The 21471-nt window shown below is 72.1% G+C and carries 19 protein-coding genes; 7 read left to right on the top strand and 12 right to left on the bottom strand.

Going from position 1 to position 21471, the window contains the following annotated elements:
• Positions 1-49 precede the first annotated feature (49 nt).
• On the bottom strand, positions 50-1846 hold the full coding sequence (locus ABZU52_RS23220; protein ID WP_354973085.1) for a hypothetical protein: 1797 nt from the start codon (positions 1844-1846) through the stop codon (positions 50-52).
• The gene (locus ABZU52_RS23215) at positions 1846-3597 is read right to left on the bottom strand and encodes a hypothetical protein (protein WP_354973095.1); all 1752 of its coding nucleotides are present in this window, start codon (positions 3595-3597) and stop codon (positions 1846-1848) included. Before ABZU52_RS23215 ends, ABZU52_RS23220 begins: the two co-directional genes overlap by 1 nt.
• Positions 3598-4033: 436 nt before the next feature.
• Between ABZU52_RS23215 and ABZU52_RS23210 the strand changes: the two genes are divergently transcribed.
• Positions 4034-5227, top strand: a complete 1194-nt coding sequence (locus ABZU52_RS23210; RefSeq protein WP_354973084.1) for a hypothetical protein — start codon at positions 4034-4036, stop codon at positions 5225-5227.
• Positions 5228-5435: 208 nt separating this feature from the next.
• Here ABZU52_RS23210 and dxs read toward each other — a convergent pair whose 3' ends face one another.
• The 3 genes from dxs to ABZU52_RS23195 all read right to left on the bottom strand — a co-directional run bounded on the left by dxs (position 5436) and on the right by ABZU52_RS23195 (position 10895).
• The gene (gene dxs, locus ABZU52_RS23205) at positions 5436-7382 is read right to left on the bottom strand and encodes a 1-deoxy-D-xylulose-5-phosphate synthase (RefSeq protein WP_354973083.1); all 1947 of its coding nucleotides are present in this window, start codon (positions 7380-7382) and stop codon (positions 5436-5438) included.
• Positions 7383-7507: 125 nt separating this feature from the next.
• Positions 7508-8728 carry a TRAM domain-containing protein gene (locus tag ABZU52_RS23200; protein ID WP_354973094.1) on the bottom strand — a complete coding sequence of 407 codons (1221 nt, stop codon included), beginning with the start codon at positions 8726-8728 and terminating at the stop codon, positions 7508-7510.
• Positions 8729-8810: 82 nt separating this feature from the next.
• A complete protein-coding gene (locus tag ABZU52_RS23195) occupies positions 8811-10895 on the bottom strand; it encodes an APC family permease (protein ID WP_354973093.1) in 2085 nt (694 codons plus the stop codon).
• Between the two features lie 162 nt (positions 10896-11057).
• On the opposite strand from ABZU52_RS23195, the gene ABZU52_RS23190 reads away from it, so the two are divergent.
• On the top strand, positions 11058-11723 hold the full coding sequence (locus ABZU52_RS23190; protein WP_354973082.1) for a TrkA family potassium uptake protein: 666 nt from the start codon (positions 11058-11060) through the stop codon (positions 11721-11723).
• Positions 11724-11726: 3 nt separating this feature from the next.
• A complete protein-coding gene (locus ABZU52_RS23185; RefSeq protein WP_354973081.1) occupies positions 11727-12416 on the top strand; it encodes a TrkA family potassium uptake protein in 690 nt (229 codons plus the stop codon).
• A gap of 33 nt (positions 12417-12449) precedes the next feature.
• Here ABZU52_RS23185 and ABZU52_RS23180 read toward each other — a convergent pair whose 3' ends face one another.
• The 4 genes from ABZU52_RS23180 to dut form a co-directional block, all read right to left on the bottom strand.
• On the bottom strand, positions 12450-13130 hold the full coding sequence (locus ABZU52_RS23180) for a DUF3159 domain-containing protein (protein WP_354973080.1): 681 nt from the start codon (positions 13128-13130) through the stop codon (positions 12450-12452).
• Between the two features lie 25 nt (positions 13131-13155).
• On the bottom strand, positions 13156-13536 hold the full coding sequence (locus ABZU52_RS23175; RefSeq protein ID WP_124816055.1) for an OB-fold nucleic acid binding domain-containing protein: 381 nt from the start codon (positions 13534-13536) through the stop codon (positions 13156-13158).
• A 114-nt stretch (positions 13537-13650) separates the two neighbouring features.
• On the bottom strand, positions 13651-14313 hold the full coding sequence (locus ABZU52_RS23170) for a DUF3710 domain-containing protein (protein ID WP_354973079.1): 663 nt from the start codon (positions 14311-14313) through the stop codon (positions 13651-13653).
• A gap of 25 nt (positions 14314-14338) precedes the next feature.
• Positions 14339-14875: a dUTP diphosphatase gene (gene dut / locus ABZU52_RS23165; RefSeq protein ID WP_354973078.1), complete on the bottom strand. Its 537-nt coding sequence runs from the start codon at positions 14873-14875 to the stop codon at positions 14339-14341.
• A 90-nt stretch (positions 14876-14965) separates the two neighbouring features.
• Here dut and ABZU52_RS23160 point away from each other — a divergent pair, with 90 nt between their 5' ends.
• Positions 14966-15514 (top strand): DUF3093 domain-containing protein, encoded by a 549-nt coding sequence (locus tag ABZU52_RS23160; protein ID WP_354973077.1) that lies wholly within the window; start codon positions 14966-14968, stop codon positions 15512-15514.
• Between the two features lie 57 nt (positions 15515-15571).
• Here ABZU52_RS23160 and ABZU52_RS23155 read toward each other — a convergent pair whose 3' ends face one another.
• Both ABZU52_RS23155 and ABZU52_RS23150 read right to left on the bottom strand, forming a co-directional pair.
• The gene (locus tag ABZU52_RS23155; RefSeq protein ID WP_354973076.1) at positions 15572-16450 is read right to left on the bottom strand and encodes a hypothetical protein; all 879 of its coding nucleotides are present in this window, start codon (positions 16448-16450) and stop codon (positions 15572-15574) included.
• Between the two features lie 115 nt (positions 16451-16565).
• Positions 16566-16862 carry a DUF4193 domain-containing protein gene (locus tag ABZU52_RS23150; RefSeq protein ID WP_007075406.1) on the bottom strand — a complete coding sequence of 99 codons (297 nt, stop codon included), beginning with the start codon at positions 16860-16862 and terminating at the stop codon, positions 16566-16568.
• A gap of 433 nt (positions 16863-17295) precedes the next feature.
• Here ABZU52_RS23150 and ABZU52_RS23145 point away from each other — a divergent pair, with 433 nt between their 5' ends.
• A complete protein-coding gene (locus tag ABZU52_RS23145; RefSeq protein ID WP_354973092.1) occupies positions 17296-17808 on the top strand; it encodes a LytR C-terminal domain-containing protein in 513 nt (170 codons plus the stop codon).
• Between the two features lie 26 nt (positions 17809-17834).
• On the opposite strand, the gene ABZU52_RS23140 is transcribed toward ABZU52_RS23145, so the two are convergent.
• Positions 17835-18653, bottom strand: coding sequence for an inositol monophosphatase family protein (locus ABZU52_RS23140; protein WP_354973075.1), 819 nt, complete (start codon positions 18651-18653; stop codon positions 17835-17837).
• Positions 18654-19301: 648 nt separating this feature from the next.
• Here ABZU52_RS23140 and ABZU52_RS23135 point away from each other — a divergent pair.
• Together ABZU52_RS23135 and ABZU52_RS23130 are read left to right on the top strand one after the other, a co-directional pair.
• Positions 19302-20912, top strand: a complete 1611-nt coding sequence (locus ABZU52_RS23135; RefSeq protein ID WP_354973074.1) for an RNA polymerase sigma factor — start codon at positions 19302-19304, stop codon at positions 20910-20912.
• 245 nt (positions 20913-21157) lie between these two features.
• The gene (locus ABZU52_RS23130) at positions 21158-21391 is read left to right on the top strand and encodes a hypothetical protein (protein ID WP_030337431.1); all 234 of its coding nucleotides are present in this window, start codon (positions 21158-21160) and stop codon (positions 21389-21391) included.
• Positions 21392-21471: the final 80 nt, after the last annotated feature.

Here is a 21471-nt window from a genome sequence, read left to right as displayed (position 1 = left end):
CTCAGCCACCGCGCCACCGGTCGGCTCAGCCACCGCGCCACCGGTCGGCTCAGCCGACGCGGTCCCGGACGTCCCACAACCATCCGCCGTCGACCGGTCGGCCCGGTCCGAGCAGGTCGTCGACGGTACGGCGGACGGGGTCACCGTGCTCCAGCTGACCGAGTACGACCACTGCGGCCCGCCAGTGCCGTAGGTCCTCGACGGCCTGGCGGCGGTCGGCGTCGCTGAGTACCGGCACCGCGCCGGTCTCGGCCACCTGCCGGAGCAGCACCGACGTGGGACGGTCCGGCGCGCCCCAGCGGGCCGCCGGGTCGTCCGGGCCGCTGGGGCCGATGAAGTACCCGCCCGGCGCGGCGAACCCCCGACCGGTGCGGGCCGACCAGAGCATCACCGGGCTGCGTGCGGCACCGGTGACCGGCGGCACCGCGACCACCGTCCGGCCGGGCGGCACCAGCGGACGCCAGCCGCCGGCGGCGATGAACGCCGGCACCGGCGCGACCGACACCACGCGGATCGGCGTCGGAATCAGGGGCAGCAACGCGGCGGCGACCGCGCCGGCCCACAGCAGCCGCACCGGTAGGCCCGGCGCCGCGCTCGGCCCGCGCGCTGCCCGGACCCGGTCCAGGGAGAGCGCCACCAGCACACCCAGCACCGGTACGCAGATCAGCGCGAATCTCGCCGGCACCGCGAGATCGAGCAGCGGCACCCCGCCGACCAGCCGGTACGGCCCGGGGATGCCGGTGGGCACACCGTCCACCCGCAGCTCGTCGCCGAGCGAGAGCAAGGCGAAGATCACACCAGCGGCGGCCAGGGCCCGGACCAGCGGCCGTCGCCACTGCCAGATCACGATCACCACGGCGAGCACCAGCAGACCCGGGCCGAAGAACGAGTTCTCCTCGGTCGGGTTCGGCGAGAGCAACCCCGGCAACCAGTCGTCGCCCAGCACGGTCTGCCGGGCCGACGCGGTGAACGAGGCGACATCCAGTTGGAAGCCCTGCGTGGCGAACGCCATCCCGGTGTAGTGCTGCGGGCCGTGGAACTGGAACCACAGCGGGTACGCCAGCGGCACCGCCGCCACGCCCGCCGCCACCGCGAGCCGACCGACGAGGGCCGGCGCGAGCCGCCGAGCGGCCACCCGGTCGGCGAGCGCGTAGGCCAGCGCGAACACCCCGGCCGCGAGCGCCAGGAAGACCAGCACCTCCTCGCCGATGAAGACCTGCCAGACGAGCAGCAGCCCCAGGCCGACGCCGGGCCGCCACACGTCGTGCCGCGTCACACCCGTGGCGGGCCGGAACACCAGGGCGAGGATCGCCGGCACCAGGAACTGCGCGGCGATGTGCAGATGTGCGCCCGCCTGAGCGATCATGCCCGGGGCGAAGCCACAGATCAGCCCGCCCACCGCGGCCGCGGCCCGGGTGCCGACCAACCGGCGGCGCAGCAGCACGTACCAGGCGACGGCGGTCCCGGCGAGGCAGCAGACGACCGCCACGCAGAACGCCACCTGCGAGCCGAAGAGCACTGTGACCGGGGTCAGCGGGACACCCAGGCCGAGCACCGAGGTGTTCGCCATCAGGTTCACCCCGTCTGGCGCGTTCAACCCGCTGCTGTAGAGCGGGTTCTCCCCCTCGACCACCGCATGGGCCGCGTGGGCCAGCATCCACTCGAAGAGGATCTGGTCACCCGCCTGGTGGAACAGCCGCCACGGGTGACCCCACTGCCCGCTGGTCACCACCACGGCGAGACCCAGATAACCGGCCACCACCAGCGCGTCCCGCAGCCAGGCCGGACGGGACGCGCCGACCGTCGCCGACGACGAGGTGTTCGGGGACGTCGTCCCGGTGGTCATCAGACCGAGCGGTCGGTGAGTGTTCGAACGTCCCAGACCCAGACATCCAACTCCTGGCGGCCCGGGCCGACCAGCTCCTCGACCGTACGCCGCAGTGGCTCGGCGTTCTGCTGCCGCACCGGCAACACCAGGATCGCCGCCCGCCAGTGCCGCAGCTCGTCGGTGAAGCGCCGACGCTGCCGGTCGTCGAGCTTGGGCGTACGACCGGTGGTTGCCACCTCCTCCAGCATCTGACCCACCCCGCTGGGACGGCCGCCGAACCGGCCCGCGTCACCGGTGTTGCCGTTACGAGGCGCGAGGAAGTAACCCCCGGGGATCTTGAAGTCGAGGTTGGTGGCCGCCGCCCAGCGCATGCCGTGCGTGTTACCCATGCTGGGCACCGGGATCGGCACCAGCGTCTGGTCCGGCCCGACGTACGCCCGCCAACGGTCCGCCGTGATGAAGTCCGGCACCGGCGGCCGGGACACCATCCGCAGCGGCATCGGTGCGATCGGCAGCAGCGCGAAGGCCAGGCCCGCGGCGGTGAGCACGCGGACGGTACGGCGGTCGGCCGGACGCAGCGCCCAGGCCCGCTCGACGGCGAGCGCGAGCAGCAGACCGATCACCACGCTGGTGATCAGCCCGAACCGGGTCGGCACCACCGCGTCCAGCAGCGGCAGGTGGACCAACCACTGCCACGGCCCGGTGATCAGCTCGCGGTCCCACCAGGAGACCCGCTCGCCGAGGGAGAGCACGGCGAAGAACAGGCCGGTCACCGCGAGCGCCCGAACGATCAGCTCCCGGCGTAGCCAGACCACGATGCCGATGGCCAGCAGCGACAGGCTCCAGCCGAAGAAGGCGTTCTCCTCGGAGTAGTTGGGCGCCAGGTTGATGTTGGCGCGCTGGTTGCCGCCGAGGGTGGGCGAGCCGGGCGCGAAGAAGGCGGCGATGTCGTTGCCGTAGTCCTGCACCGCGTCGCTGAGCCCGTGGTAAGCCATCGGCCCGGCGAACTGCACGTACAGCGGGTACGCCAGCAGCGCCCCGGCCAGCAGCGCGCAGGTCAGCACGCCGACGCCCAGCGGCCGCCACGCCGCCCACCATCGGGCCGGCTCCTGAGCGAGCACCGCCAGCAGGAAGACCCCGCAGGCCAGCGCCGTGAAGAGCAGGATCTCCTCGTTGATGAACGCCTGCGCGGTGACCAGCAGGGCGAGCAGAGCCCCGTCCCGAACCGGCTTTCCGGACCGGGTGAGCACCAGCACCCGCCACACGATGAACGGCAGCAGAAACTGGCTGATGATGTTCGGGTGCCAACTGGCGTGCGAGAGCATCGCGGGCGAGAACCCGCAGAACCAGCCACCGACCGCCGCCGCGAGCGGAGTACGCACCAGGTGGCGGGAGAGCATCAGGTACCAGGCCATGGCGGTGCCGGCGAGGCCGAGCGTGACCAGCACCACGAAGGAGACCGCCGGCCCGAAGAGCAGCGTCACCGGGACCATCGGAATGCCCAGCGCCAGCACGGCCGTGTTGGCCATCAGGTTGACGCCGTCCGGGTAGTTGAACTGCTCGGTGTAGAACGGGTACTCGCCGTGCAGCACCACGCGTACCGAGTGGGCGAGGAAGAACTGCACCTGGGCCGGGTCACCGGTGTAGAGCGAGGCCACCCGGCCGGACGGGTCCAGCCAGATCCGGCTGGTCACCCAGAGCGCGGCGAGCAAAAACAGCCCGCCCACCGCCAGGTGCTGCCGACGCCGACTCCACCGACGCCACCACACCGGTGTCGGCGCCGCGTCCTCGGTCGCGCTGTCCGCTGGCGCTGCAGGCTCAGCCGGTGCAGCGGGCTCGGCCGGTGCAGCGGGCTCGGCCGGGGCAGCAGGCTCGGCCGGGGCAGCAGGCTCGGCCGGGGCAGCAGGCTCGGCCGGGGCCGTGGTGGAGCCGGTCGGCGCGGGAGGGCCGGCGAATTGGCCGCCCGGTGTGCGGTAACTCACCAGCTCGGCGGAGTCGTCTGCCGCCTCCGGGTGCGGCGCGGGCAGGGCGCGGGACTCGGCAGGCGTCACAGTCGGCGGAGTCTACCGGAGCAACCAAAACGCCCTAAAGCCCCGGTGGCGTCCATTGTGGTGGTTCGGGTACCGGCCAGCTGAGGCGGCGCACCGGACATCTCGTACTATGGCGCTTTCCGCAACGACGGCGAGGCGATCGGGGGCGGGCCAGGTGACTCCAGGCCGTCGGTACGGCAGGGCCCTTCCGGTCCTGCTGAGCGCGCTGCTGGCCAGCACGGCCTGCGGTCCGGTAGCCGAGCGGAAGCCGCAGGACCTGCGGGTCGGGTACGACAGCCTGGACGGCACCCTCGCGGTGTGGCCGCCCCGCGGCGACCTCGCCGGGGACGCCACGGCGACGGCAGCGGTCACCGCTGCCGTCCGGAGCTGGCGGTCGCCGGCCGACGACCGCGCGCACCTGCCCTCGTCCGGGATCCTCTTCTCCGGTCGGGTCGACGGCGCCCCGGTGGCGCTGGTGGCCGCCGACGTGCCCGGCGAAAGCGCGTCCTGGCTGCTGCAACTGACCCGCGAGGGCGACCGGTACTCGGTAACCCGCGCCACCGAGTACACCGACCCTGGTTACCTCGTCTACTCCGACGTGCTGCCGGTGCAGACCGCCAACGGCCGGCGCTACCTGGTCTCAGCCCGGGTGCAGACCCTCCTCGGACCACAGGACCGGACGTTGACCATCGCGGACGGCCTCAGCGCACCGGTCAACGTGCCGTCCTGCACGGCCGTCGCCGTGACGGCGACCCTGCGCAGCACCGAGTCGCTGCCCCGTGGGCGGGCCGCCGACCGGCTGCTCGACCTCGGTACCGGCACCGTCGATCCGCGCTACCCGCTGGTCCGCGACGAGTCCGGCACGGGCAAGCGGGCCCTGGCCGGCCTGGACACCTGTGTGCTTGCCGGCGACCGGGGCCCGTTCGGCAGCATCCCGCGCCGGATCGGAGACCGGGACGCCCCGCGCTCGGTGCCGACGTCCTGGCCGATGGCGAAGCTCACCGTGCGCTCGCTCGGCGAAGTCGCCCTCGGCGGCGGCGAGCCGGCCGAGTTGCAGCAGCTCAGCTGGGACACCGACGCCGGCGCGATGACGGCGGTGATCTACCGGCCGGCCGACGGGAGCGCGCCCGTCGTCTCACCGGCCGACCGGGCCACCCCGTTGCAGGCGTACCAACTGCCGGTGCCCGGTCAGCCGCTGGTGGTGCTGAGCTGGCGGGCCACCCGGGACAGCTCCCTGTCCGTCCCGCCGGGCACTCCCCTGCTGGTCGAACGCCCCGGCCTGGCGGTCATTCCCACCCCGTCCCGCTCCCAGACCTACAGCCTCGACAACACCGACAAGACCCACTACCGCTCAATCTCCCCCCGCTAATTCGCGGGGCGAAGGTGCCGCACCGCCGCGCCGCACCTTCGCCCGGTCGATCATGGACTTGTGCTGCCCCACAAAAGGCGCGAATCATCAACAGCCGCCCACCATTAGTCCTTGATCGACCGGGGATGGCGGGGTGACGGGGGGGCTGGGACGACACGAGGCGGCGGGCGCCCCTCAAGGGGTGCCCGCCGTGTCGTGTTACCTGCGGTCAGTTCTGGGCGGCCGCGTCGCTGGGGGTGAGGCGGTCCGGGGTGGTGTCCAGGCCGGAGATCCAACCGGTGACGTTGCGGGCCACGTCCTGGGCGGTCAGCCCCAGGTCGGCGAGGATCTGCGCGCGGGTGCCGTGCGGGTGCCAGTCGGCCGGCACACCCAGGTCCTTGAGCGGCACCCGGACGTCGGCGTCGCGCATCGCCTGGGCGAGCGCGTCGCCCACCCCGCCGACCCGGACGCCGTCCTCGACGCTGACCACGAGCCGGTGGCGGGCAGCCATCTCGACCAGCTCCGCCGGGACCGGACGCACCCAGCGGGGGTCGACGACGGTGACCCCGTAGCCCTGCTCGGCGACCCGGGCGGCCACCTCCATGCCCAGTTGGCCGAAGGAGCCGACGGCGACGAGCAGCACGTCGGTACGGGCGGACTCGGCCAGCACGTCGACAGTGCCGACCCGGCGCAGCGCCGGCAGGTCCGCGGCGACCGCGCCGGTCGGGAACCGCACCACGGTCGGGCCGTTGTCGACGGCTAGCGCCTCGCGCAGCTCCTCGCGCAGGGTGGCGGCGTCGCGCGGAGCGGCGATCCGCAGCCCCGGCACCACCCCGAAGACCGACATGTCCCAGATGCCGTAGTGGCTCGGCCCGTCCGGGCCGGTGATGCCCGCCCGGTCCAGCACGAAGGTCACCGGCAGCTTGTGCATCGCCACGTCCAGCAGGACCTGGTCGAAGGCGCGGTTGAGGAAGGTGGCGTAGACCGCGACCACCGGGTGCAGGCCGCCGAGCGCCAACCCGGCCGCCGAGGTGGCGGCGTGCTGCTCGGCGATGCCCACGTCGTACACCCGCTCGGGGTACTTGCGGGCCAGCTTGGCGATGCCGGTCGGCTCGGCCATCGCGGCGGTGATGCCCACCACGTCCGGCCGTTCGTCGGCGACGGCGAGCAGCTCGTCGGCGAAGACGTGCGTCCACTTCACCGACGGGGCGGCCAGCAGCGCACCGGTCTCCACGTCGAAGGCGCTGCCGGGGCCGTGCAGGCAGTCCGCCTCGTCCTCCTCGGCGGGACGGTAGCCGTAGCCCTTGCGGGTGACGGCGTGCACGATGACCGGGCCGCCGAAGTTCTTGGCCGCGCGCAGCGCCGCCTCGACCGCCGCCACGTCGTGCCCGTCCACCGGGCCCACGTACTTGATGCCGAGGTCCTCGAACATGGCCTGCGGGGCGACCGCGTCCTTGATGCCCTTCTTGACCGCGTGCAGCACCTCGTACATGGGCTTGCCGACCAGCGGGGTGGAGCCGAGGGCGTCCTTGACGGTGTCGAGGACCTTCTCGTAGCCGGGGTTGAGTCGCAGCGAGGAGAGGTGGTCGGCCAGGCCGCCGATGGTGGGCGAGTACGACCGGCCGTTGTCATTGACCACGATGACCAGCGAGTTGCCGGCGGTGGCGATGTTGTTCAGCGCCTCCCAGCACATGCCGCCGGTCAGCGCGCCGTCACCGACCACGGCCACGACGCTGCGCGCCTCACCCCGGAGGGCGTACGCCTTGGCGAGGCCGTCGGCGTAGGACAGCGCGGTGGAAGCGTGCGAATTCTCGATCAGGTCGTGCTCGCTCTCCGCCTGGCTGGGGTAGCCGGAGAGGCCACCGCGCTGGCGGAGCTTGTCGAAGCCGGCCTGACGTCCGGTAATGATCTTGTGTACGTACGCCTGGTGGCCGGTGTCGAACAGGAGCCGGTCGCGGGGTGAGTCGAAGACGCGATGCATGGCGAGCGTCAGCTCGACCACACCGAGGTTGGGCCCGACGTGCCCGCCGGTACGGGACACCTTGGTGATCAGGAAGTCCCGGATCTCGGCGGCGAGGACGTCCAGCTCCTCGCCGGACATCCGCTTGACGTCCTGCGGACCGCGAACCGTCCCCAGCAGCCGGCCGTGGTTGGCCGTGTCCTCTTCAACACTCATGACCGGAGAGTCTATCGGCCGCCCGGTACTCCGCAGCTCGGCCCGAGCCCCGGGCACCCGGACCGGGCCGGGAACTGGCAGCTACGTACCCGGTCAGGCGCCGCCAGCAGCCGGCGCGCGGTTTGCTACCGCTCGTCCGGCGGAAGCAGCAGCCCGACCTGCTCGACGTGCTGTGTCATCGGGAAGAGGTCGAAGCCCCGTAGCGCGGCCAGCCGCCAACCGAGGCCGGCGAAGGTGCGTACGTCCCGGGCGAAGGCGGCCGGGTCGCAGGCCACGTACGCGATCGCCCGCGGGCCGGCGGCGGCCAACGCGCGGACCACCGGGGCGCCGGCCCCGGAGCGCGGCGGGTCGAGCACCACCACGTCGACCGGGCCGGTGATCCGTCGGCGGGCCAGCGCGGTCTCCACCCGGGCCGACACCACCTCGACGGTGGGCAGGTCGGCGAGGTTCTTCCGGGCGGCGGCGACACCCTGCGCCGCCGCTTCGACCACTGTCACCCGGCCGGTCGCGCCGACCCGTGCGGCCAGCCCGGCGGCGAACAGCCCGGCGCCGCCGTAGAGGTCCCACGCCTTCTCGCCCGGCTGCGGGTCCAGCAACTCCAGTACGGCCGCGGAGAGGGCGTCCGCCGCGGCCGGGTGCACCTGCCAGAACGCGGACGCGGGGAGTGTCCAGTCCCGTCCGGCGGCGACCTCATGGACCTCGGTCGTCCCAATGACCGGGGTGGGCACCCCGTCCCGGATCTCGGTGACGGTCACGTCCCCGCCGGTGCTGGCGACTGTCTCCACCGCCTCGGCGGCCGGCCAGCGCGCGCCGCTGGGGGTGAGTACCGGCAGCTGCTGGATGGCCGGGTGGGCGATCCGACAGCGGTCGATCGGCACCACCTCGTGCGAGCGGTGTTTGAGCAGGCCGGCCCGGTCGGCGGCGTCGACCGCGTAACGGACCCGGGAGCGCCAGCCGAGCAGCCCGCCGGGCAGCGCCTCGACCTGGACGCCGAGCCGGTCCAGCTCGACGTCGGTCAGCCCGCCGAGGCGGACCAGCTGCTCGCGTACCACTGCGGTCTTCCAGGCCAACTGCGCGGCCGGGGCGACGTGCTGGAGGTCGCAGCCCCCGCAGGCGCCCGGCTTCGCGTACGGGCAGGGCGGCTCGACCCGGTCCGGTGAGGGCTCCAGCACGGTCACCGCGTCAGCCCGGACGAACCCCCGGTGCACCTCGGTGACCTCGGCGATGACCCGTTCACCGGGCAGCGCGTGCCGGACGAAGACCACCTGCCCGTCCACCCGGGCGACACAGTGCCCGCCGGGGGCGACCGCGTCGACGGTCAGCTCGACCCGGTCCGCCTCGGCCAGGCCCCGCTCGAAGACCGGCGAGGTGGACGACGCCGGCGAGGTGGACGACGTGCGAGGTGCCGCGGTCCGCTGACCGTCCGGCTCAGTCACGAGCGTTCCCCGTCGTTCCGCCGGCCTCGGGCTCACCCTCGCCGGACGGCGCGGAGGCCACCGGCTGGGTGGCGACCAGCGGCGGCACGGCGCTCCGCGGCCCGCGTGCCGGGGTCCTGGACAGCGTGGCGTCCATCCGGTCCAGGTTCTTGCTCGCCGTCGACGCGAGCTGCCACGGCACGCTGACCACCATCACCCCCGGTTCGAAGAGCAGCCGGCCCTTGAGGCGCAGGGCGCTCTGGTTGTGCAGCAGGTTCTCCCACCACCGGCCGACCACGTACTCCGGGATGAACACGGTGACCACGTCCCGGGGCGACTTGCGGCGGGTGGAGGCGACGAAGTCCAGGATCGGCCGGGTGATCTCCCGGTACGGCGAGTCGATCACGGTGAGCGGGATGGCCATCTCCCGACGCTCCCACTCGGCCTGAAGCTCCCGGGTGTCCGTCTCGTCCACGTTGACGGTCACCGCGGTCAGCGTGTCCGGTCGGGTGGCGCTGGCGTAGGCGATGGCCCGCAGCGTCGGCTGGTGCAGCTTGCTGACCAGCACGATCGCGTGGTTGCGGGCGGGCAGCACGGCCCGGCCTTCGTCCGGCGGGGTCAGCTCGACGGCGATCCGGTCGTAGTGCCGGCGGATGGCCAGCATCAACACGTAGATCACCGCCATCGCGGCGATCGCGATCCAGGCGCCGAGCAGGAACTTGGTGATCAGGACGATCACCAGCACCGCGCCCGTCAGGCCCGCGCCGAAGGTGTTGATGGCCCGCGACCGGTGCATCCGGCGGCGCGCCTCCGGGTCCCGCTCGGTACGCAGGTGCCGGTTCCAGTGCCGGATCATGCCGGCCTGGGAGACGGTGAACGAGACGAAGACCCCGACGATGTAGAGCTGGATGAGTCGGGTCACCTCGGCCTGGAAGCCGACGATCAGCACGATCGCGAACAGGGCGAGGAAGACGATGCCGTTGGAGAAGGCCAGCCGGTCGCCCCGGGTGTGGAACTGCCGGGGCAGATAGCGGTCCTGGGCGAGGATCGAGCCGAGCACCGGGAAGCCGTTGAACGCCGTGTTCGCGGCCAGGAAGAGGATGAGGGCGGTCATCCCGGCCACCACGTAGAGCAGGATCGACCCGGACCCGAAGACCGTCTCGCCGAGCTGGGTGGTGACCGTCTTCTGCACGTACCCCTCGGGGCCGGAGAGGATCTGGAGGCCCGGATCCTCGACGAACTGCAGGTGGGTCAGCCGGGACAGCCAGATGATCCCGACCAGCATGCTCACCGAGATGCTGCCGAGCAGCAGCAGGGTGGTGGCGGCGTTGCGGCTCTTCGGCGCCTTGAACGCCGGCACCCCGTTGGAGATCGCCTCGACCCCGGTGAGCGCGGCGGCGCCCGAGCTGAACGTCCGCAGCAGCAGGAAGATGAGCGCGAAGCCGGTCACGCTGTGCTCGGCCTGGATGACCAGGTCGGCGCTCGGCGCGCGCAGCTCGTCACCCAGCACGAAGACCCGGAACAACCCGGTGAGCAGCATCCCGCCCATCACGATGACGAAGCCGTAGGTGGGGATGGCGAACGCGGTGCCCGACTCGCGCAGACCGCGCAGGTTGACCGCGCTCAGCAGGACCACAGCGCTCACCGCGATCAGGACCTTGTGGGTGGCCACGAACGGCACCACCGAGCCCAGGTTGGCCACCCCGGAGGAGACGGACACCGCCACCGTGAGCACGTAATCGACAAGCAACGCGCTGGCCACCCCGACGCCGAACTTCGGGCCCAGGTTGACAGTGGCCACCTCGTAGTCGCCGCCACCGGACGGGTAGGCGTGCACGTTCTGCCGGTAGCTGGCCACCACCGTCAGCATGACCACGACCACGGCCAGGGCGATCCACGGCGAGAAGACGTACGCGGAGGCACCGGCGATGGAGAGGGTCAGCAGGATCTCGTCAGGCGCGTACGCGACGCTGGACAGCGCGTCGGAGGCGAACACGGGCAGCGCGATGCGCTTCGGCAGGAGGGTGTGCTGAAGCCGGTCGGACCGGAACGGTCGACCGAGAAGAAGCCGCTTCAGCAGCGAGGTGGGACTGGCCACGAACGCCAAGAGTACGACCACCACGGCGGGGGCGCGGGGGTGGGCGATCACCACTGCCCGGGACGGCGGGGTACGGTCGGTCCCCGCTCGCCGCCGGGACGTGGCAGGCTCGCACTCGAAGGCCACCGGCAGCGGAGCGGTACGCACCTTGGGAGGGACAGCGTGCACGTCGTGATCATGGGATGTGGTCGGGTCGGATCGACCCTCGCCCACAGCCTGGAGTCCCGAGGGCACTCGGTGGCGGTGATCGACCAGGACGCCGACGCCTTCCGCCGGCTCGGCCCCGACTTCGCCGGCATCACGGTGACCGGGGCCGGTTTCGACGGCGAGGTGCTCCGGCAGGCCGGCATCGAGCGCGCGGACGCCTTCGCGGCGGTGTCGAGCGGCGACAACTCCAACATCATCTCGGCCCGGCTGGCCCGCGAGACGTTCGGCGTGTCCCGGGTCGCCGCCCGCATCTACGACCAGCGCCGGGCGCAGGTCTACGAGCGGCTGGGCATCCCCACCGTGGCCACCGTGCGGTGGACGGCGGACCGGATGCTGCGACACCTGGTGCCGGAGGGCAACGTGGAGATCTTCCGCGACCCCACGAGCACCGTGTCGATCGTCGAGGTGCCCGTACACAAGGACTGGATCGGCCGACCGGTGCGGACGCTGGAGGACGCGACCGGCGCGCGGGTGGCCTACCTGATCCGCTTCGGCATCGGCACGCTGCCCACCGGCTCCACCGTCCTGCAGGAGGGTGACCAGGTGTTCATGCTGGTCAGCGATGACATCGTGGCGATTGTCACGTCGGTGGCGGCGACGCCGCCGGAAGGAGGACGCTGAGCCATGCGGGTCGCCATCGCGGGCGCGGGCAACGTGGGCCGCTCGATCGCCCAGGAGTTGATCGAAAACGGCCACCAGGTGATGCTGATCGAGCGCCAGCCCAAGATGCTGCGCCCGGACCGGGTGCCGGCCGCCGAGTGGGTGCTGGCCGACGCCTGTGAGCTGACCAGCCTGGAGGAGGCCGACGTCGCCGGGTGCGACGTGGTGGTCGCGGCGACCGGCGACGACAAGACCAACCTGGTGCTGTCGCTGCTGGCCAAGACCGAGTTCGCGGTGCCCCGCGTGGTCGCCCGGGTCAACCGGGCCGAGAACGAGTGGTTGTTCACCGAACAGTGGGGCGTGGACGTCGCGGTGAGCAAGCCGCGGGTGATGGCCGCGCTGGTCGAGGAGGCGGTCACCGTCGGCGACCTGGTCCGGCTGATGACCTTCCGGCAGGGCGAGGCGAACCTCGTCGAGATCACCCTGCCGCCGAGCGCCCCCTACGTCGGTCAGCCGATCCACGCCGTGCCGCTGCCCCGCGACTCCGCCCTGGTGGCGATCCTGCGCGGCAAGCGGGTGCTGGTGCCCAGCCCGGACGACCCGATCGAGGCCGGCGACGAGCTGATCTTCGTCTGCACGGCCGAGGTGGAGGACCAGGTCCGCGCGGTGATCCTCGGGCCGGACAGCGTCGAACGGACCCGCGGCTCACGCTGACCGGACGGGCGGCGCCGAGCGGCCCGGCCTCGCTCAGGCGCTGGGCAGCGGGGCCGGTGACTCCCGGGTGACCCGGCGCACCGTCCAGACCGTGATCAGCAACAGCAGCGCGTACGGCGGGTAGCCCAACGCCAGCCGGGCCACGCCCAGCGCGGTGTCCTGGTGGGCCAGGTAGAGCCCTGCCTGCACGCCCACCTTGGCCAGCCAGACCACACCCCAGAGCACGGTCAGCTGGGTGAAGGTGCGCACCAGCTTCGGATCGGTTCGCCACTCCGACCGGCCCTTGGCCACCAACACCGACCAGATCCAGCCCACCAGCGGCTGCCGGATCGCGGCCGAGATGAGCAGGGCGACGCCGTACCCGATGCCGTAGAGGATGCCGGGGAGGTAGAAGTCACGCTCGTCGCCGGTGCGCCACGCGATGGCCGCGCCGACCCCGACGCCGAAGAGCCCGTTGACGGCGTGCCGGATCGGCCGGCGCTGGGCCAGCCGCACCCCGGCGATCAGCACCGCGACGGAGACCGACGCGATCACCGCGGGCCGCAGCTCGCCGATGATGTTGGCGAGGACGAAGACCACGACCGGAATGCTGGACTCGACCAGCCCGCGCCAGCCGCCGAGCTGGTCGGCCATCTGCTCGGCGATGGTCGGCAGCTGCTCCTCGTCCTGAGGGTTGATCTCCGGCTGCGCCGTCCGGTCCTGTCCCGTCGTCATCGCCGGCCTTCCGTCCGCAGTGCCGTCACTTGGGCGAATCCAGCTCGTAGTAGGGGTTGTAGATGACCTTGCGGTCGTCGCGCACCGCCACCCGGCCACGGGCGGTCAGGTGCCGGCCCGGCTCGATTCCGGCGATGTGCCGTCGGCCCAGCCAGACGAGGGTGACCACGTCACTACCGTCGTACAGGTCGGCCTCGAGGGTGGGCAGATTGGTGCGCGGTGTGTAGACCACCGTGCGCAGCCGCCCGGCGACCGAGACCAGCTGACCCCGGGAGCACTGCTGGGCGGGGATCCCGCCGCACTCGGCACTCTCCCGACGCAGCTCCTGCGCGTCGATCTCGGCCTCGCTGGCGGTGAACCTCTGCAGGATGCGCCGCAGCGACACCCTGCCCTCGTCGGTCGTCATGACCTCCGCGTCACCCTCTCCACGCTCGCCGTCCCCGGCCAGCCCCGGCGACGCCGGAACCGTGCCGCCAGCGTACGCCGACGGGGCTGGTTCCGGCGGGCCGGTGCGCGCGGGTCAGACCTGACGCGGCGCGGCGGCGGCGTCGCCCGCCTCGGCCTGGGCCTGGTCGGCGACCTCCCGGGGCAGCCGCAGCGGCAGCGGCTCGCGGACCGGCTTCGCCTCCTGCCCACGGTCGACCACCAGGCCGTCCAGGCATTCGACGAGCGGCCCGGCCATGGCCGGGTCGGTGGCCACCGGGCCCTGGAACACGCCACGGACCATCCAGCGCGGCCCGTCGATTCCGACGAACCGCAGGTTCGTCGGGCCGTCCGCGGTACGCACCTGGGCATGCAGCTCCGGGCCGTACTCGCCGGCGACCTCCTGCGCGCTCGCGCCGTCGCTGAGCAGCGACTGCCGGATCTCCTCGCGCACCTCGTCCCAGATCCCCTCGGACCGGGGGGCGGCGAAGACGCCCAACTGGAGCGCGTTGTCGCCGTGCACCAGCACCACCTGCTGGACCACGCCCTGCGGGTCGGCCTGCACCCGTACCTCGACGTCGGCAATCGCCGGAATGTGCAGGCTGCCCAGATCGAGTCGCTGCACGTCGTCGTAGCTCTCGGAGATGTCGTACGGGCCGCGCTCCAGCGCCGGCGCCGCATCGCCCTGGTCCGGGATCTGGGTGGCCCGCTCGTCACGGGTCTGCCGCTCGGCATCGGCCCGCTTTCGGGAGAAGATCACTGCGCCTGCCCTCCGCTGTTCACACTCACCCTGCCACCTCTTCCGTCTGCCCGCGGCCCGGCTCGTTCGGCCGCCGCTCGACCCGGTCCCGGCCCGTCGGCGACGGCACCAGCCCGGCGTGCCCACCGGTGGACCCGTGCCCACCGGTCCCGCGCCGGGACGCGGGCAGCTCGACCACCGGCTCGAACCGCGCCCGTGCGACCTGCTGGACCACGAGCTGCGCGATCCGGTCGCCGCGGGAGATCTTCGCCGGCACATCCCGATCATGATTGATCAGGTTGACCAGGATCTCACCCCGGTAGCCGGCGTCGACCGTACCGGGCGCGTTGAGCACCGTCACGCCGAGCCTGGCGGCCAGACCGGAGCGGGGATGGACCAGGCCCACGTACCCCTCCGGCAGCGCGATGGCCACGCCGGTGGGCACCAGGGCCCGGCCGCCGGGGGGCAGCTCCACGTCCGCGGCCGCCACCAGGTCGGCCCCGGCATCGCCGGGATGGGCGTACGTGGGCAGCGGCAGCTCGGGGTCGAGCAGCTGTACGAGCACGGGTACGACGTCGGTCACAGGTCCCCTCTTCCGTCCGGTTCGCGGGGTGACCCTGCCATCCTGCCGGTTCGTCGAGCCGCCGTGCGCCGTACCCTCGCAGGAGTGAGCATGTCGCCCTCCCCGTCCGCTGATCAGCCGCCGGTCTTCGCCCGCTCGGCGTACCGCGAACGGCTGGATCTGCCCTGGTGGCTGTGGATCACCGGGCTGGTGGCCGCCGCGTTGCTGGCCGTCGAGATCTGGATGGGTGGCTCCGGCGCCCGCGCCTGGCTGCCGTTCGCCGTGCTGTTGCCGCTCACCGTGGCCGGGTTGTGGTGGCTGGGCCGGATCCGGGTCGAGGTGGCCGACTCCGAGCTGCGGGTGGACGACGCCCGGCTGCCGGTGCGTTTCGTGGCCGACGTGGTGCCGCTGGACGTGGCCGGCCGACGTGAGGTGCTCGGCGTGGGCGCGGACCCGCTCGCCTTCGTGGTGCAGCGACCGTGGATCGGCGGCGCGGTGCAGGTGATTCTCGACGACCCCGCGGATCCGACCCCGTTCTGGGTGGTGAGCACCCGCCACCCGGTCGAGCTGGCCGAGGCGGTGCTGACCGCGCGGGACGCCCTGGCGGCGTCCCACCCGACGACGGGCGACCCGGCTGAGCTGAGGCCGCCGGTCCGCTGAGGCCGCCGGCCGACGGCAACGGCCCGCTGAGGCTGCTCGCCGACGGCAACGGCCCGCTCAGGTGCCGGTCGGCGGGCCCGGAAGGGCGGTCGGGGGCGCGGGCCGGGCGATGCCCCGCCGACGCAGGTCCACCTGGAGTTGGTCGGCCATCTGCTGGGTGGCCCGGCGGTTGAGGAAGCTGGCGACCGCCGCGCCGGTCAGGAACGGCCCGAGGGTGGTGAGGTTGCGGCCGAAACGCCGCAGCAGCATGTCCCGCAGTTCCTTGCGGGCGGCGGTGCCGAGCACCGCTCCCACGCCCACGCCGGGCACCATCGGGTTGACGCCGCGCTGAGTGGCCCAGGAATGCACCAGGGCGACCGCCCGTTGGCTGCCGCCGTCCGGTAGCGCCACACCGTGGATCTCGTGCAGCTCGCCGACCAGCTTCAGCTCCACCGCCACCACGGCCACGGTCTCGGCGGCGAGCAGCACCGGCGCGGAGAGCAGAGTCGGGGCCACCGTCCACTCGACGGCGGCGACGCCCCCACCGGCGGCGCCGATCGCGGCGGTGGTCCTGGACGCGTTGCGGATGAGCCGGTCGGCCAGGGCGGCGTCGTCCAGACCAGGGAAGTGCCGGCGCAGAGTGTCCAGGTCCCGCACCGGCACGTGCGGGGCGATCTCGGTGACGGTGTCGACCATCCACCGCACCGCGGCGCGGGGCTTGAACAGGTCGGAGATGCCACGCGCCCGGGCCTGCCCGACCATCCGGGTCAGCAGTTGGCGGCGGCGGGCCGGTTCGATGTCGTCCGCGGTCAACGCCGCGACGGTGGCACCGAGGTCATCCGTGCCACTGCTGGCGCTCAGGCCATCCGTGCCACTGCTGGCACCGAGGTCATCCGTGCCACTGCTGGCGCTCAGGCCGTCCGTGCCGCCATCGGTGGTGCCGCCTCGATCGCTCATCGGACCTCCCGGTGCTGTGGCTACCCGCTACGAGTCAAACAGGTACCCACCACCGCCGCATGCCTACACCGGAGCGGCGGCCCCGTTCAGGAGGCCGCCGCTGGTGTCGTGGCTGTCAGACGCACTCGCGGCAGATCAGCTCGCCGTTACGCTCGACCGCCAGCTGGCTACGGTGGTGGACCAGGAAGCAGCGGGCGCACCGGAACTCGTCCTGCTGCATCGGAAGCACCTTGACCGTGAGCTCCTCGTCGGCCAGATCGGCACCGGGCAGCTCAAAGCTCTCAGCCACCTCGGCCTCGTCGACGTCCACCGCGCCCGACTGTGAGTCGACGCGCCGTGCCTTGAGCTCTTCCAGGCTGTCCTCGCCGAGGTCGACCTCGTCGCGACGCGGGGCGTCGTAGTCGGTGGCCATCGGTTTCACTCTCCCATATCGATGTTGTCGCTTCCGGTTGTAACGCCGGACGACGCTGTTTCGGTTCCGCTGGCCGGCCACCACTTGTGTCGGGCACCCGACCCGAGGACCGAACGGGTCGAGCTCGCTGGGGTGACTCCCCTGCGAGCGCGGAACCTTACCCCCCCTTGGGCGAGGCATGTATACCGCCCTTGCGGCTGAGATGTACGCCCCCGCACGCGAAGTTGTTCCCAATGTGATTCAGGCGACACGAAGATAGGGGTAGTAGTACCCGGTTCGCGGTCGGCGCGCCGGCATGTCGGGCTGTTTCCACGCGACGGCCGGACAACCGTTAACCTCAGCGGCGTATTCGACGGCCGGCGGCCTGAGCGATCGTTTCCGGCCGCCACCACCCACCTGAGGTCCGGGGAGTGCCCTGATGAGTTTTGCGCGCGTGCGAGCACTCGTCGTCGTCGGCCTGCTGGCGATCATCGCCCTGGTCTTCGTCGTCGTGGCCGTGGTCCGCGACAGCCAGGGCAACGCGGGCACCGCGGCGGGTTGCCCCGAGGGCTGGCCGCTGGCGGACCTGACTCTGCGCGAGCGCAAGGACGTCAAGATCAACGTTTTCAATGCCACCGATCAGCCCGGCCTCGCCCACACCGTCGCTGACGAGTTCAGCAACCGGCAGTTCCAGGTCAAGAAAACCGGGAACGAGAAGAAGGTCGACAGCGTGGCGGTGCTGCGGTACGGCCCGAAGGGCGTCGGTTCCGCGCACCTGCTCCAGGCGTACTTCCTCAACAACGCCGTGCCTGCCTACGACCCGAAGCGCACCGACGACACCGTGGACGTGGTGCTCGGCAACCGCTTCCAGCAGCTCGCCACCACGACCGAGGTCAACCAGTCGCTCGGTGACTCGGGCCCGCCGGAGGCACCCAAGGGCTCCTGCCCGTCCCCGCCCGCCAAGTAAGGCGGTAACCGGGCAGGGTCACCCGGTCAGGGCCCACCGGCGGCGTCCAGCGCGGCCAACCGATCGTGCAGCGGCGCGAAGAGCGCGGGCGGGGCCGCGACCACCAGGTCCGGCCCCGGCGGCCGACCGGCCAGGCCGGCGACCAGCACCCCCGCCTCGGCGGCCACCAGCCCGCCCGCCGCCAGGTCCCAGGCCGCAAGACCCTTCTCGAAGTACGCGTCGAGCCGCCCCTCGGCGACCAGGCAGAGGTCCAGCGCGGCGGCGCCGAGCCGGCGGATGTCCCGTACGTGCGCGATCAGCCCGGCCACCACCTGCGCCTGGTGTGCCCGGCGGGCGGCGTCGTAGCCGAAGCCGGTGCCGACCAGTGCCTGCCCCAGGTCAACCTCGCCGGAGCAGCGCAGCCGGACACCGTCGCGCCAGGCCCCGCCGCCGGCCGTGGCGGTCCACTGCTCGCCGGTGCTCACGTTGCGCACCACGCCGGCGACCACCACCCCGTCCACCTCGGCGGCCAGCGAGACCGCGCAGTGCGGCAGCCCGTACAGGTAGTTGACCGTGCCGTCGATCGGGTCGACGATCCAGCGCACCCCGCTGCGCGGCGCACGGGCGGCCTCCTCGCCGTACTCCTCGCCGAGCACCGAGTCGTCCGGGCGCAGCGCGGCCAGCGCGTCGAGGATCTGCCGCTCCACCGCCCGGTCGGCGGCGGTGACCACGTCGGTGACGGTGCTCTTGGTGGCGGCGACGACCACCCCCTCGGCGCGCATCCGGTACGCGGTGTCCGCCGCGTCCCGAGCCACCTCCACCGCGATGGTCAGCAGCTCCGACGGGCTCGTCGCCGAGTTGGTCATGATTCGCCTCTTTCCGCACTCCGGGTGGATGTGGATGGGTGCAACTACCGACCCGGCTTCCGAAGATCATCGTTCCCGACGCCGCGCGACGGCGCCAGACCAGGATCTTTGGTCGGCGGGGCAACCGACACCGCCCGCGGCTTGAGGGGCCAACCTCGGCGAATATGCCCTTTCGGGTTGGTAATGTCGCTTAAGTGCTTACCGCCCCGTCCGCGCTCAGCGCACAACCGTTGCCCAACCGCGACCTGGTGGGGTCGCCACCGGCCGGACCGGCGGCGACCTCGGTGCCCCGTACGCGCGCCCTGGCAACCGCCACGCTGACCTGGTACTGGCTGCTCAAACGGCAGTTCGGACACGATCTGGGCGCCGCCGGGCCCGACGACGGGAACGCTTCGACGGCCGCGCGGCTATCATTGCCACAAAGTCCACATCTCCGCCGCACTCACGGTCCCCACCGGCGGTACGCGGTGCGGAGCAGGATGATCGCCGCAGACGGCGTTACAATTCACCCCTGCCCACGCGGCACGGACCGCCGACCACCGGCCGGGCCGTGACACGAGGGTCCCTCAACCACATCGCCCGGCACGGTAACCCTCGCTGCGCTGGACGAACCCGCCGTGCCCGCTCTTCGCCTCCGGAAGGTCATTCGTGACAGAACCCCGCCAGCCCGGCGCCGACGTTCGCTCGCTCACCGACACCCTGATCGCCCACGCGCAGAGCGCCGGTGGTCAGCTCACGTCGGCTCAGCTCGCGCGCACCGTCGAGTCCGCCGAGGTGACTCCGGCCCAGGCCAAGAAGATCCTGCGGGCGCTCTCCGAGGCGGGAGTGACAGTCGTGGTGGACGGCTCGGCGAGCACCCGTCGCCGCGTCTCCGCGGCCCGCTCGACCACCCCGGCGTCCCGGGCCACCACCGCCAAGACCACCAAGAAGGCGGCTGCGCCGGCCCCGAAGCAGGCGCCCGCCGCCGACGACGCCCCATCGGCGCCGGCCCCCCGCAAGGTCGCCGCCCGCAAGGCCACCGGCACCGCCGCCGAGGCTGCCGGAGCGGCACCGGCGAAGGCGACCCGGTCGACCCGAGCCACCAAGGCGACAGTGGCCGCGGCCGCCGGAGCCAAGCCGACCAAGGCTGCCGGCAAGGCCAAGGGCGAGGGCGCCGAGGGCGACATCGACCCGGAGGAGCTGGCCGCCGCGATCGAGGACGTGGTGGTCGAGGAGCCGGCCGAGCTGGCCCAGGCCGCCGAGACCGACGCGGCCGCCTCGGCGACCGACAACGACTTCGAGTGGGACGACGAGGAGTCCGAGGCCCTCAAGCAGGCGCGACGCGACGCCGAGCTGACCGCCTCCGCCGACTCCGTCCGGGCGTACCTCAAGCAGATCGGCAAGGTTCCACTGCTCAACGCCGAGCAGGAGGTGGAGCTGGCCAAGCGGATCGAGGCCGGCCTCTACGCCGCCGAGCGGCTGCGGGCTGCCGACGAGGGCGAGGAGAAGCTAGTCCGGGAGATGGTCCGTGATCTGGGCTGGATCTCCCGGGACGGCGAGCGGGCCAAGAACCACCTCCTGGAGGCGAACCTCCGACTGGTGGTGTCGCTGGCCAAGCGCTACACCGGCCGTGGCATGGCCTTCCTCGACCTGATCCAGGAGGGCAACCTCGGTCTGATCCGGGCCGTGGAGAAGTTCGACTACACCAAGGGCTACAAGTTCTCCACGTACGCCACCTGGTGGATCCGGCAGGCCATCACCCGCGCCATGGCCGACCAGGCCCGCACCATCCGCATCCCGGTGCACATGGTCGAGGTCATCAACAAACTCGGCCGCATACAGCGTGAGCTGCTCCAGGACCTGGGCCGCGAGCCCACCCCGGAGGAGCTGGCCAAGGAGATGGACATCACACCCGAGAAGGTGCTGGAGATCCAGCAGTACGCTCGGGAGCCCATCTCACTGGACCAGACCATCGGCGACGAGGGCGACAGCCAGCTCGGCGATTTCATCGAGGACTCCGAGGCCGTGGTCGCGGTCGACGCGGTCTCGTTCTCGCTGCTGCAGGACCAGCTCCAGCAGGTGCTGCAGACGCTCTCCGAGCGTGAGGCGGGTGTGGTACGCCTGCGCTTCGGCCTGACCGACGGCCAGCCTCGGACGCTCGACGAGATCGGCCAGGTCTACGGGGTGACCCGGGAGCGGATCCGGCAGATCGAGTCCAAGACGATGTCCAAGCTGCGTCACCCGTCCCGGTCGCAGGTCCTCCGGGATTATCTGGACTGAGCGGGTTTAGTCAACAGAACGTGTCCTTTTGACCACCTGGTGTGCAACACCAGATGGTGATCGTCCGGATGCACGAATGTGATCGTTGACGTGGCACCCTGGGTGCACGGCACACTGTCCCTTCCAGGTGTGACCTCGGTCCCCCGCGGGCACACAGGGAAGGCAGTGCCTAGTAAGGGTGTTGCACGATAGGTGAGCAACGACCGAAGAGATTGTTCATCGGTGACGACCAGAGGAGGAAGGCGATGACCCCGACCCTCACGCCGCCGCCCGAGACGGTGGCGCCCCCAGCCGCCGATGAACGGTGCGACCGCTGCAATGCTGCCGGGAAGCTCCGGATCACTCTGGCGGGTGGGAGCGAGCTGGTGTTCTGCGGGCACCACGCGAACAAGTACGCGGAGGATCTCGTGAAGATCACCGAGCGGTTCGCAACGGAGCCCGATTTCAGCTGGCGTGGCGCCGATTTGATGGCGAACTAAATCCGCAAACCGACATAGCCGGGGGGGGGGGCCCCCCGGGGGGCGGCGGGCGGGGGTTTTGATTGTTAGAGGCCCCCGCC

Origin of the sequence: Micromonospora sp. NPDC005220 (assembly GCF_040607895.1) — a bacterium.
Lineage (GTDB): Bacteria > Actinomycetota > Actinomycetes > Mycobacteriales > Micromonosporaceae > Micromonospora.
This window is presented reverse-complemented; position numbering and strand designations above follow the sequence as displayed.

Excerpts from the sequence above, each read along its gene's own strand:
- ABZU52_RS23220 (WP_354973085.1), bottom strand. The coding sequence starts at position 1,846 with ATGACCACCGGGACGACGTCCCCGAACACCTCGTCGTCGGCGACGGTC.
- dxs (WP_354973083.1), bottom strand. The coding sequence starts at position 7,382 with ATGAGTGTTGAAGAGGACACGGCCAACCACGGCCGGCTGCTGGGGACG.
- ABZU52_RS23185 (WP_354973081.1), top strand. The coding sequence starts at position 11,727 with ATGCGGGTCGCCATCGCGGGCGCGGGCAACGTGGGCCGCTCGATCGCC.
- ABZU52_RS23180 (WP_354973080.1), bottom strand. The coding sequence starts at position 13,130 with ATGACGACGGGACAGGACCGGACGGCGCAGCCGGAGATCAACCCTCAG.
- ABZU52_RS23175 (WP_124816055.1), bottom strand. The coding sequence starts at position 13,536 with ATGACGACCGACGAGGGCAGGGTGTCGCTGCGGCGCATCCTGCAGAGG.
- ABZU52_RS23160 (WP_354973077.1), top strand. The coding sequence starts at position 14,966 with ATGTCGCCCTCCCCGTCCGCTGATCAGCCGCCGGTCTTCGCCCGCTCG.
- ABZU52_RS23155 (WP_354973076.1), bottom strand. The coding sequence starts at position 16,450 with ATGAGCGATCGAGGCGGCACCACCGATGGCGGCACGGACGGCCTGAGC.
- ABZU52_RS23150 (WP_007075406.1), bottom strand. The coding sequence starts at position 16,862 with ATGGCCACCGACTACGACGCCCCGCGTCGCGACGAGGTCGACCTCGGC.
- ABZU52_RS23140 (WP_354973075.1), bottom strand. The coding sequence starts at position 18,653 with ATGACCAACTCGGCGACGAGCCCGTCGGAGCTGCTGACCATCGCGGTG.
- ABZU52_RS23130 (WP_030337431.1), top strand. The coding sequence starts at position 21,158 with ATGACCCCGACCCTCACGCCGCCGCCCGAGACGGTGGCGCCCCCAGCC.